This is a genomic window from Kitasatospora sp. NPDC057904, from assembly GCF_042887925.1.
Lineage (GTDB): Bacteria > Actinomycetota > Actinomycetes > Streptomycetales > Streptomycetaceae > Kitasatospora.
The window spans coordinates 133,399-144,737 of sequence record NZ_JBHVOL010000020.1 but is presented as its reverse complement, the minus strand read 5'-3'; the positions used below and the strand labels follow the sequence as shown (position 1 = coordinate 144,737).

Below are 11,339 nucleotides of genomic sequence, written 5' to 3'. Positions count from 1 at the left end.
ATGTTTTCCGCTCCGTTTTCCGGAGTTTCATTCATCGGATTTGCTTTCCGCTTTCGTTGCCCCGGTCTCCCGCGGCGACTCCGGAACTGTACGGGCCCGGGGGCGCCACATGCAAATCGCCCCCGCCCGGGGTCCGGGAGGGGGCGATCGGCGAACGGCCGGTGAACGGCCGGCGAGGCGTCGAGCCGGGGTCAGCGGACCTCGGTGATCTCCGGGCCGCGCGAGAACGGGTCGATGGAGGCGCCGCCGAAGCGGCTCTCGCCCTCGGCGGCGGCAGCGGCTGCCCCGCCGCCGTCGGCCACCATCTGCGCGTCCTCGGGGAGCTTCAGGACGATCGGGTCGCGGGGCGCCATCGGGCTCTCGCCGCGCACGACGACCGTCTGCCGGAAGACCTGCTCCAGGATCCCGGCCATCTCCGGCTGCACCGCCGCCTGACCGGAGATCACGCCGCGCAGGAACCAGCGCGGCCCGTCACAGCCGACGAAGCGCACCAGCTGCACGCCCTGGGTGCCGTCCGGCAGCTGCACGGGGACCTGGGCACGGAGGTGCCAGCCCAGCGGGCCCTCCTCCTCCTCGATGAGGCCGCCCTGCGAGGTGATGCCGTTGGCGATCTCCTCCCGGACCTCCCCCCAGATGCCCTCCGACTTCGGGGCTGCGAAGGCCTGGAGCTGGACGGCGCTGTTGCCGAGGACGAGGGTCGCGGCGACGATCGCGTCACCGGCCACCTCGACACGGAGCTCCATGCCCTCGACGCCCGGGACCAGCAGGCCCCCGAGGTCGACGCGGCCCTCCTCCGGGTTCTCCAGCTCGGAGTGGTCCCACGGACCGTCCGGCCGCGGGGCCGGCGGCAGGCCGACCCTGTCGGCCGGGTCCAGCTCGGTCACGTTCTCGCTCTCGGCGGAACCTTCGACGTCATCGGCCGTCTCGTCGGCGCTGATGGCGTCGTCGGCGAGCTGCTCGACAGCGTCCTCGCTCTTCTGGCGACGACGGAACACGGTCACTGTCCTTCCCGGTCCAAGACCGATGCGAATACCTGCTCGGCTTCCTGCGAGGCCGCGGGCATGCTAGACCGCGGCGTGGCCACCGGTCGACCCGAACCCGCCCTCGGCGCGTGCCGACCCAGGCAGCTCGGCCACCTCGTGGAAGCGGGCCTTCTCGACCTGCTGGATGACCAGCTGGGCGATCCGGTCCCCTCGGCGGAAGCTGACCCCCTCGCGCGGGTCCAGATTGACGACGATCACCTTGATCTCTCCACGGTACCCGGCATCGACCGTCCCCGGGGCGTTCACGAGCGCAACTCCGCATCGGGCTGCCAGCCCGGAGCGGGGGTGGACGAAGGCCGCGTAGCCGTCCGGGAGGGCGATGGCGACACCGGTCGGCAGGACCGCCCGCTCGCCGGGCGCCAGCTCGGCGTCGACGGTGGTGCGCAGGTCGGCGCCCGCGTCGCCGGGCTGCGCGTACGCGGGCAGCGGCAGCTCGGGGTCGATGCGCCGGATCAGGACGTCCAGCGGCTGGTTGGTGGTGCTCAAGGGTTCACCTCAAAGGCTCGTGCGCGCTTCATCAGGTCGGGGTCGTCGAGGACCTTCCCGATGTCCTCGGGACGACCGTGCGTGGTGAAGTGTTCCAGCTTCACCTGGATGAAGAGCGCCTGCGCCCGCACCGCGACCGGCCCGTCCGGGCCGCCGATCCGCGCCTCGGCGGCGCCGTAGATCTTGCGGCCGTGCACGCCGGTGACCCAGGCGCGCAGGTGCAGCACCGATTCGACCGGGACGGGGCGCAGGAAGTCGGTCTCCAGCCGGCCCGTGACGGCGGGGACGTGCAGCAGCCAGTTGAGCGTGCCGAGGGTCTCGTCCATGGCCGTGGTGAGCACGCCGCCGTGGGCGAGGCCGGGACCGCCCTGGTGGACGTCCCGGACGGTGAACTCGGCGGTGACGTCGAGCCCGACGCCTGCGACGGCGTCGATCCGCAGGCCGCCGGGGTGCTGCGGGCCGCAGCCGAAGCAGTGCTCGTAGTGCGAGCCGAGCCGGGTGCCGGGGGCGGGCGCCTCGGGGGCCCGCGGGGGCAGCACGGCGTCCGGCGGCGGGGTGGTCGGGGTCGGCGGGGTCGCGGGCGCCGACCGGTCGGCGGGGGGCGTGGGGGCAGTCGTACCGGTCACGCTGCCCCACCCTACCGACGCCCTACCGGGCGGTAGCGGGGGCGGCGGACGGCCGCCGGACGGCGGGACGGACGCGGCGACGGGCGGGGGTGCCGTCCGGGCCCGGCCGTGAGGGCGCCCACAATGGGGGGCATGTACGACGAACGCCTCACCGTGCCCCGCTCCTGGTGGCTGCTCCCGGTCGCGACCGGGCTCGCGCTCGCGTTGATCCTGCTGCGGGTCAGCGGGCTGGGCGCACTGATCGGGCTGGTCGTCGGGATCGCCGTCGGCGCGGTCGCGATCAGCAGTTACGGCTCGGCCCGGATCCGCGTGGTGCAGGGGTCCCTGGTGGCCGGCCCGGCCCGGATCCCGGTGGACGCCCTGGGCGCCGCGCACGCGCTGAGCCCGGCCGAGGCGGTGGCCTGGCGCGGACCGAAGGCGGACCCGCGGGCCTTCATGCTGCTGCGCAGCTACGTCCCGACGGCGCTGCGGGTCGAGGTGACGGACCCGACCGACCCGACGCCGTACCTCTATCTGTCCACGCGCTCGCCGATGAAGCTGGCGGAGGCGCTGGAGGAGGCCCGCCGGAGCGCGCGGGCGTAGCGCAGGGCGCGCGCCACCGGCGCACGCCGGAAGACGAAGAGGGACGGTTCCGCGGCTGCGGGACCGTCCCTACGACTTTTGTCCTGCCCGGACCTGCCGTCCGGCTCCGCTGCCCGGAGCCGGAAGGGGCTGGGTGCCGGCCCCGCGCGGACCGCGGGTGCCGGGCCGTGTCCGCCGCGCTGCTCAGGCGCCGCAGTCCCGGCAGATCGGGTTGCCGTTCTTCTCGCTGTAGAGCTGGCTGCGGTGGTGCACGAGGAAGCAGCTCATGCAGGTGAACTCGTCGGCCTGCTTGGGCAGGACGCGAACGGCGAGTTCCTCGTTCGAGAGGTCGGCGCCGGGGAGCTCCATGCCCTCGGCCGCATCGAACTCGTCGACGTCGACAGAGCTTCCGCCCTTGTCGTTCCGCCGAGCCTTGAGCTCCTCGATGCTGTCCTCGTTGACGTCGTCGTCGGTCTTGCGTGGGGTGTCGTAGTCCGTTGCCATTTTTCGCTCTCCCCCTCCGGGTTGTGCGGTGTGTGCGGTATCTCCAGCGCACGTAACGCATGGGGGGTCGGTCTTGTGCCCGACCCGAGGCGGAGATTTTGCCTTACTTCAAGCCCTGTTACTCAATCGACACTCAGCCCGGGGTCCGTTGGGGTGATCCACCGGGGCGCGGGAGGCCTCACGCTGGGCCATCTCCGGCCCCCTCCGGAGCCCGTCAGGCGGCGACTCAGAGTGAGCGCGGACCGTACGGGCACCCGCAGAATCCCTTGCCCAGCAGGGGCGCCCGTCAACCCCGCACACGCGTCCGGGCCGGAAATCCGGTCACGGACGGCGATCGGGGCCCGAATCGCCATGATCACTCTCCGAGTTCGGCCGACGTCGCGGAGCGACACGGTGTGAGCTTGGTCACGTTCAGAATCTTCCGGGGCAAATCACGGAAAATCCACCCACTCCGAACCTCCCGGCGGCCCCCGGGAGCACCCGCGCGAACGTGCGCCGCCCCGGAGGGCGGCGCACCGGCGGACGTCGGCCCGCAGGGGCGTGCTAGGAGGCGCGGCGCGCGGCCCGGCGGGCGAGCAGGGCGGCCTGCCGCTCCTCGAACTTGCGGGCCTGCTCGTCCAGCCCGTCGAGGAAGACGCCGAGCTCGTCCTGGGCCATCAGGCCTTCCGCGCCGAGGCCGTCGATCTCCATCACCCGCAGGTGGCGGAGCACCGGCTGCAGCACGTCGTCGTGGTGGATGCGCAGGTTGTAGACCCCGCCGATGGCGATCTGCGCGGCGGCGCGCTCGAAGCCCGGGATGCCGTGGCCGGGCATCCGGAAGTCCGTCACGACGTCGGCGATGGCCCGCATGGCCTGGTCCGGGGCGATCTCCAGGGCGGCCTTGAGGAGGTTCCGGTAGAAGACCATGTGCAGGTTCTCGTCGTTGGCGATCTTCGCCAGCAGCTGGTCGCACAGCGGGTCGCCGGCGTGCTTGCCGGTGTTGCGGTGCGAGATGCGGGTCGCGAGCTCCTGGAAGGCCACGTAGGCCACCGAGTGGAGCATGCTGTGCGCGTTGTCGGACTCGAAGCCCTCGGACATGTGGGACATCCGGGCCCGCTCCAGCTCCACCGGGTCGACGGCCCGGGTGGCGAGCAGGAAGTCGCGAATGGCTATCCCGTGCCGGCCCTCCTCGGCGGTCCAGCGGTGCACCCAGGTGCCCCAGGCGCCCTCGCGGCCGAACATCGTCGCGATCTCGTGGTGGTAGCTCGGGAGGTTGTCCTCGGTGAGCAGGTTGACCACGAGGGAGACCCGGCCGAGCGCCGTCACCTGGGACTGCTCCAGCGACCAGGCATCGCCGCCGAGCACGCCGTCGAAGTCGCGGCCCTGGCTCCACGGCACGAACTCGTGCGGCATCCACTCCTTGGCCACCGCGAGGTGGCGGTTGAGCTCCTTCTCGACGACCTCTTCGAGGGCCAGGATCAGCCGGGCGTCGGTCCAGGCGCTCGATCCGAGCGAGGTGCTGCGCTGCACAGGGGCGATGGTCACGGGGGTTGCTCCTGGGGGACGGCACGCGCGGGACGGGCGCGTTGGGCGGGCACGTCGGGGGACGCGCGGAGGGGCACACTTACGGTTGCGTAGGTTACGACACCGTAAGTTGCCCGGACCGGAAAAGACAAGCCGCCCCCGCCTGGCCTTATGTCGTCTTGACGGGCCTGGCGGGGGCGGCCTCGAACGGTCGCTTACGGAGGGCGGTGGCGCGGGCGGCGCGACGGGCGGCGCAACCGGCCCCGCAGCGGCCCGCGGGCGCGGTCAGGGGCCCGGGATGCGCACCCGCATCGTGAGGCCGCCACCGGGGCGCGGAGTGGCCTCGATGGCGCCGCCGTGGGCGCGGACCACCGAGCGCACGATGGACAGGCCGAGCCCGACCCCCTTGTCGCTGCGGGTGCGGTCGGCGCCCTTGACCCGGCGGAACGGTTCGAAGATGTGCTCCAGCTCGTACTGCGGCACCACCGGGCCGGTGTTCGAGACGACCAGCTCGCCGCCGCCCGGCACCTCGGCCGTGGTCAGCTCGACCCAGCCGCCGACGGTGTTGTAGCGCACCGCGTTCTGCAGCAGGTTCAGCGCGATCCGCTCCAGCAGGACGCCGTTGCCCGAGGCCACGGCCGGATCGAGCGTCGAGCGCAGCTCGACCTCGCGCTTGTCGGCCTCCGAGCGGGTCTGCTCCAGCGCCCGGGAGGCCACCTCGGACAGGTCGACCGGGCGGCGCTCGGTGAGCTCGTTGTCGCTGCGGGCGAGCAGCAGCAGGCCCTCGACCAGCTGCTCGCTGCGCTCGTTGGTGGCCAGCAGGGTCTTGCCGAGCTGTTGGAGGTCGGGCGAGGCGGCCGGGTCGGAGAGCTGCACCTCCAGCAGGGTCCGGTTGATCGCCAGCGGCGTGCGCAGCTCGTGCGAGGCGTTGGCGACGAAGCGGCGCTGGGAGTCGAACGAGCGGTCGAGCCGGTCGAGCATGCCGTCGAACGTGTCGGCGAGCTCCTTGAGCTCGTCGTCCGGCCCGTCCAGCTCGATCCGCCGGTGCAGGTCGGAGGAGGCGACGTCACGGGCGGTGCGGGTGATCCGGCCGAGCGGGCGCAGCACCCGGCCGGCCATCGCGTAGCCGGCCGCGAAGGCGATCACGGCGAGGCAGACGAGGACGGTGAGGGACTTGCGCAGCAGCGTGTTGAGCGCCTGGTTGGACTGGACGGTCTGGTAGTTGGCCAGCCACCGGTCCAGCGTCGCCTGGTTGGTGATGGTGATGCCGTCCGGCGTGGTGACGCTGATGTTGCCGGTCGGGCTGCTGAGCACGAGGTGCGGCAGCGAGGCGTCCTGGAGGGCCTGGCGGACGAAGTAGTACATCACCAGCAGCAGGACGATGCCCGCCATCAGGAACATCCCGCCGTAGAGCAGGGTGAGCCGCATCCGGATGGTCGGGCGGAACGGCAGCCAGGCGAGCATGCCGTCGCCGGGGACGTAGTTCTCGTGCGTCGACTGGTGCAGCCGGGGCGCGCGCGGGGGGTGTGCGGGCTTGGGCGGTACGACGCGCGGGCCGCCGGCGGGCGCGCCGGAGGGCCCGCCGGCCGGGGGCGGGGTGGTCATGATGGGTCCTCTCGGGGCGTCCGCCGGGGCGGGCGCTGGTCGGTGGGGGGGATCCGCCGGGGATCCGGGGCGGGCTCCGCTCAGATGCGGTAGCCGGAGCCGGGCACGGTGACGATGACCGGCGGGTCGCCGAGCTTGCGGCGCAGCGTCATGACGGTGACGCGCACGACGTTGGTGAACGGGTCGGTGTGCTCGTCCCAGGCCTTCTCCAGGAGCTGTTCGGCGGAGACGACGGCGCCGCCGGCGCGCATCAGGACCTCCAGGACGGCGAACTCCTTGGGGGCGAGCTGCACGGTGCGTCCGTCGCGGATGACCTCGCGGCGGCCGGGGTCGAGCGAGATGCCGGCGCGCTCCAGGACGGGCGGCAGCGGGACGGTCGCGCGGCGGCCCAGCGCCCTTACCCGGGCCACGAGTTCGCTGAAGGCGAACGGCTTCGGAAGGTAGTCGTCGGCGCCGATCTCCAGACCCTCGACCCGGTCGCTGATGTCGCCGGAGGCGGTCAGCATGATGACCCTGGTGGCCAGGCCCTGTTCGACCACCTTGCGGCAGACGTCGTCGCCGTGGACGAGCGGCAGGTCCCGGTCGAGCACCACGACGTCGTAGTCGTTGACCGCGATGCGCTGGAGCGCGGCCTCCCCGTCGTACACCACGTCGACGGCCATCGCCTCGCGGCGCAGGCCGGTTGCGACGGCCTCGGCGAGCAGCTGCTCGTCCTCGACGACGAGAACCCGCACGGTCGTTGTCCCTTCTCCAGGCCGGCCCCGGAAGCGGACGCACGGCTCCGAACGTGTCTCCATCCTGCCTGGTCCTTCGGTAAAGCAGCGATAAGCTGCCCCTCGGGCAGGGTTCGCCCGGCTCCCCGCCGGTCACGGTTCGCATCCGGAGCAGTCCGATTGGACTGTGACACGGGCAACTTTCTCGGCCGGGCAGGTTTCCCGGCCGCCGGGGCGGGGAGGACAGCTGCACACCCGCGATCTGGCCCTTGGCCGGTCGCACCCACCCGCCGTGCGTTCATCCGCGCCGGCCCTGGGGCATGGGACGTCACCGGGAGCGGCCGAGGCCGTCTCCGCGCCCGACCGGAGCAGCAGACCCGCCGGCCCGGGCGCTTCCGTCGACCGGACCACCTCAGGGCGGAGAACGCACGACCGTGCACGTCCGACACAGTAAGGGGGCCCGTATGGACGCCTTCAAGGCCGGAATCCTGCAGCGCATAGCCAACGCCGAGCAGGACCTGCACCGCGCGATCGAGGCCGGGGACGAGTTCCTCGCCGAGGTGGAGCAGTCCGAGCTGGACGACCTCCGCCGACTCGCCGCCGAGCACGGCGTGGACACCGTGCTCGAGCGCCACCGCACCGCCGCGTGACGCTTCGCAGCACCTGACCCGACGCCGGTCCTCCGGCACCAGCGGCCCTGCGGGGGCCGTGCGAAACCCCAGGCCCTGGCATCCCCCGTATGCCAGGGCTCTTCGTTTGCCCGGCCCGGGAGGAACCCGCGCCTGCGGGGGCAAAGATTTGCCCCCGGGACATGACGTGTCCCAGGGGCGAACGTCCGGTGAAGCGCTCAATCCGCCCAGGCGCGCAGCGCGGCCAGGCGCTCCTGGAGCGGCTCGTACACGCCGGGTGCGGCGGCGACGGTGAGCCGGCCGTCCGGGCCGTGTCCGGGCCGTCCGCCGGTCAGGGCACCTGCCTCGGTGGCGATCAGGCAGCCCGCGGCGCGGTCCCAGGGGGCCAGGCCGCGCTCGTAGTAGCCGTCCAGGCGCCCGGCGGCGACGTCGCACAGGTCCACCGCGGCGGCGCCGCCCCGGCGGATGTCCCGCACCTCGGGCATCAGGGCCAGCAGCACCTCGGCCTGCCGGACCCGCACCGCCTCGACGTAGTTGAAGCCGGTGCCGATCAGCGCCTGCCCCCACGGCGGGGCCGGGCGGGCGGAGATCGGCGCGCCGTCGAGGCGGGCGCCGCGGCCGACGACGGCGTGGAACAGCTCGCCGCGGGCCGGTGCGTGGACGACGCCGACGACCGCCCGGCCGTCCACCTCGGCGGCCACGCTCACCGCCCACGAGGGCAGCCCGTACAGGTAGTTGACCGTGCCGTCGAGCGGGTCGACGACCCAGCGCACCCCGCTGGTGCCGGGCCGGTCGGCGCCCTCCTCGCCGAGGTAGCCGTCCTGCGGACGGCGCTCGGCGATCAGCTCCACGACGAGCTTCTCGGAGGCGAGGTCCATCTCGGTGACCACGTCGACCGGGCTGCTCTTGGTGCCGGCCACACCCAGGTCGGCGGGCCGGGCGTCGCGCAGCAGGGCGCCCGCCCGGCGGGCGGCGTCCAGGGCCACGTCGAGCAGGTCGTCGAGCAGCCGGGCGTCGGGCAGGGCGGGGCTGGACACGGGCATCTCCTCCGGTACGGGTCAGCGCTCGGCGGCGGCCGGGCGGGGGGCGCGCGGGTTGGGGCAGCAGGCCACCGCGCACACGTCGTGGCTGGGCCCGAGCGCCCCGAGAGCGCAGCGGGTGACGTCCTCGCCACGCTCGGTGGCGGCCCGCTCCAGGACCAGCTCGCGCACGGCGGCGGTGAACCGGGGGTCGGCGCCGACGGTGGCCGCCCGGGCCACCGGCAGGCCGAGCTCGGCGGCCTTGGCGACGGCCTCGGTGTCGAGGTCGTACTTGACCTCCATGTGGTCGGAGACGAACCCGATCGGGACCATCACGACGGCCGGCGCGCCATCGGCGTGCTGGGCCTCCAGGTGGTCGCAGATGTCCGGCTCCAGCCACGGGATGTGCGGGGCCCCGCTGCGGCTCTGGTAGACGAGCTCCCACGGCCGGCCGGCGACGCCGGTGCGCTCGGCGACGGCCTCGACGACCAGCCGCGCGACGTCCAGGTGCTGGGCGACGTACGCACCGCCGGACTCACCGCGGGCCGGGTCGTCCGGGGCGCCGGAGGTCTCGGCCATCGCGTCGGGGATGGAGTGGGTGGTGAACGCCAGCCGGGCGCCGTCCCGCACGCCGGCGGGCAGCCGCTCCAGGGCGGCGACGGTGGCCTCGGCCATCGGGCCGACGAAGCCCGGGTGGTTGTAGAAGTGCCGGAGCTTGTCGACGCGCAGCTCGGGGCCGCCCTCGTCGGCGAGGACGGCGAGCGCATCGGCGAGGTTCTCGCGGTACTGGCGGCAGCCGGAGTAGCCGGCGTAGGCGCTGGTGGCGAGGACGGCGATCCGACGGTGACCGTCGGCGGCCATCTCGCGCAGGGTGTCGGTCAGGTAGGGCGCCCAGTTGCGGTTGCCCCAGTAGACCGGCAGGTCCAGGCCGTGGTCGGCGAAGTCCTTGCGCAGCGCGGCCAGCAGCTCGCGGTTCTGCCCGTTGATCGGACTGACCCCGCCGAACATGAAGTAGTGCTTGCCCACCTCCTTCAGCCGTTCCTTCGGGATTCCCCTGCCGCGGGTGACGTTCTCCAGGAACGGCACGACGTCCTCGGGGGCCTCGGGGCCGCCGAAGGAGAGCAGCAGGAGGGCGTCGTAGGGAGCGGCGCCGGAGAGGGAGGGTTTGCGCGCGTCGGACATGGCACCGATCCTGCCATTGAGGGGCCGGGGCCCGTCGGCGGGGCGGCGCGGAGAGCCCGGAAAATACCGTTTGCCAACATACGTAAGCTGTGTTCAACCGCCTTGTTCCTTACCTCCCCGGAGCTTCCGCGTGCTGTCCAGCTACCGCCAGATATTCGCCGCCCCCGGCACGCTGGCCTTCTCCTCCGCCGGGTTCATCGCCCGCCTGCCGATCTCGATGACCGGCATCGGCATCGTGACCATGCTGTCCCAGCAGCGCGGCTCCTTCGGGGTGGCGGGCCTCGTCTCGGCGACCCTGGCGATCGCCGCCGCGGTGCTCGGACCGGCCGTCTCCTGGCTCGTCGACCGGCACGGCCAGCGCCGCGTCGCGCTGCCCGCCGCCGCGTTCACCATCGCCGCGGCGACCGGACTGCTGCTCTGCGCCCACTTCGACGCCCCGGACTGGACGCTCTTCTTCTTCGCCGTCGGCATGGGCGCCATGCCCAGCGCGGGCGCCATGGTCCGCGCCCGCTGGGCCCACCTCTACCGGGACAAGCCCGCCCGGCTGCACACCGCGTACTCCTTCGAGGCGGTGGTCGACGAGTTCTGCTTCATGGTGGGCCCGATCCTCGCCGTCAGCCTGGCCACCAACGTCTTCCCCGAGTCCGGCCTGCTCGCCGCCGGCCTCGCGCTCACCGTCGGGATCGTCCTGTTCACCGCCCAGCGGCGCACCGAGCCGCCGGTCCACCCGGCCGCCGGGCGCAGCGGCCGCAGCGCGATCCTCAACCCCGGCCTGGTCGTGCTGGTGCTCACCTTCATCGCCACCGGGGCGATCTTCGGCTCGGTCGAGATCGTCACCGTCGCCTTCGCCCGGGCCCAGGACCACGAGGGCCTCGCCGGCACCGTCCTCGCCGTGTGGGCACTCGGCTCCGGCCTGGCCGGCATGGTCTACGGCGCGCTCAAGCCCACCAGCCCCCTGGCGAATCGTTTCGTCGTCGGCGTCGTGATGATGGCGCTCACCATGATCCCGGTGCTGCTCGTCGCCGAGGCGGTGCAGGGCCTCGGCGGGCTGCTCGCCACCGGCGCCGTCCTGCTGCTCGCCGGCGTCGCCATCTCGCCCACCCTGATCTCCGCGATGGCCCTGGTCGAACGGCTCGTCCCGGCCGCCCAGCTCACCGAGGGCATGGCCTGGACCACCACCGGGCTCGCGCTCGGCGTCGCCCTCGGCTCCTCGGCCGGCGGCTGGGTGGTGGACGCCTCCGGCGCCGCCGCCGGCTACTGGGTGCCGCTGGTCGCCGGCGTGTTCGGCGTCCTGGTCGCCCTCGTCGGCCTGCGCACCCTGCGGGCCGGCCTGCCCGCGGCCGAGCCCGGGGCGCCCGCCGTCGAACCCGTAGACCTCGGACGGTGAACTGACTAATCTCCTCCCTACTCGCGGGCCTACCCGCGGGTAGGGGCCCGCGCGGCCCCGTGCACAGGCCCCACCGGCGGC

The 11,339-nt window shown here is 73.3% G+C and carries 11 protein-coding genes and 1 pseudogene; 3 read left to right on the top strand and 9 right to left on the bottom strand.

Translation table 11 applies throughout. The annotated features are described in order from the left end of the window. Positions 1–191: 191 nt before the first annotated feature. The 3 genes and pseudogenes from ACFVSN_RS35565 to ACFVSN_RS35555 all read right to left on the bottom strand — a co-directional run bounded on the left by ACFVSN_RS35565 (position 192) and on the right by ACFVSN_RS35555 (position 2,155). On the bottom strand, positions 192–995 hold the full coding sequence (locus ACFVSN_RS35565) for a DUF3710 domain-containing protein (protein WP_380439575.1): 804 nt from the start codon (positions 993–995) through the stop codon (positions 192–194). A gap of 2 nt (positions 996–997) precedes the next feature. Then, positions 998–1,529, bottom strand: a pseudogene (dut, locus tag ACFVSN_RS35560) (dUTP diphosphatase). Then, positions 1,526–2,155 (bottom strand): PaaI family thioesterase, encoded by a 630-nt coding sequence (locus ACFVSN_RS35555; protein ID WP_380439573.1) that lies wholly within the window; start codon positions 2,153–2,155, stop codon positions 1,526–1,528. The pseudogene dut and the gene ACFVSN_RS35555 overlap by 4 nt, the downstream one beginning before the upstream one ends. A 132-nt stretch (positions 2,156–2,287) precedes the next feature. Here ACFVSN_RS35555 and ACFVSN_RS35550 point away from each other — a divergent pair, with 132 nt between their 5' ends. Then, entirely contained in the window at positions 2,288–2,737 is a 450-nt protein-coding gene (locus ACFVSN_RS35550; RefSeq protein WP_359964755.1) for a DUF3093 domain-containing protein, read from the top strand. A gap of 183 nt (positions 2,738–2,920) precedes the next feature. Here ACFVSN_RS35550 and ACFVSN_RS35545 read toward each other — a convergent pair whose 3' ends face one another. The 4 genes from ACFVSN_RS35545 to ACFVSN_RS35530 form a co-directional block, all read right to left on the bottom strand. Next, positions 2,921–3,220 (bottom strand): DUF4193 domain-containing protein, encoded by a 300-nt coding sequence (locus ACFVSN_RS35545; protein ID WP_329924615.1) that lies wholly within the window; start codon positions 3,218–3,220, stop codon positions 2,921–2,923. Between the two features lie 543 nt (positions 3,221–3,763). Next, complete coding sequence (locus tag ACFVSN_RS35540) at positions 3,764–4,744, bottom strand: acyl-ACP desaturase (RefSeq protein ID WP_380439571.1); 981 nt, start codon at positions 4,742–4,744, stop codon at positions 3,764–3,766. A 264-nt stretch (positions 4,745–5,008) separates the two neighbouring features. Further along, positions 5,009–6,328, bottom strand: a complete 1,320-nt coding sequence (locus ACFVSN_RS35535) for a sensor histidine kinase (RefSeq protein ID WP_387957592.1) — start codon at positions 6,326–6,328, stop codon at positions 5,009–5,011. A gap of 80 nt (positions 6,329–6,408) precedes the next feature. After that, entirely contained in the window at positions 6,409–7,062 is a 654-nt protein-coding gene (locus ACFVSN_RS35530) for a response regulator transcription factor (protein WP_097235981.1), read from the bottom strand. A 443-nt stretch (positions 7,063–7,505) separates the two neighbouring features. On the opposite strand from ACFVSN_RS35530, the gene ACFVSN_RS35525 reads away from it, so the two are divergent. Then, positions 7,506–7,691, top strand: coding sequence for a hypothetical protein (locus ACFVSN_RS35525; RefSeq protein WP_030057688.1), 186 nt, complete (start codon positions 7,506–7,508; stop codon positions 7,689–7,691). Between the two features lie 197 nt (positions 7,692–7,888). Here the strand turns inward: ACFVSN_RS35525 and ACFVSN_RS35520 are convergent, their stop codons facing one another. Then, positions 7,889–8,713, bottom strand: coding sequence for an inositol monophosphatase family protein (locus tag ACFVSN_RS35520; protein WP_380497519.1), 825 nt, complete (start codon positions 8,711–8,713; stop codon positions 7,889–7,891). A gap of 15 nt (positions 8,714–8,728) precedes the next feature. Further along, the gene (locus ACFVSN_RS35515; RefSeq protein ID WP_380439564.1) at positions 8,729–9,871 is read right to left on the bottom strand and encodes a ferrochelatase; all 1,143 of its coding nucleotides are present in this window, start codon (positions 9,869–9,871) and stop codon (positions 8,729–8,731) included. Positions 9,872–10,001: 130 nt separating this feature from the next. On the opposite strand from ACFVSN_RS35515, the gene ACFVSN_RS35510 reads away from it, so the two are divergent. Beyond that, the gene (locus tag ACFVSN_RS35510; RefSeq protein ID WP_380439562.1) at positions 10,002–11,258 is read left to right on the top strand and encodes an MFS transporter; all 1,257 of its coding nucleotides are present in this window, start codon (positions 10,002–10,004) and stop codon (positions 11,256–11,258) included. Positions 11,259–11,339: the final 81 nt, after the last annotated feature.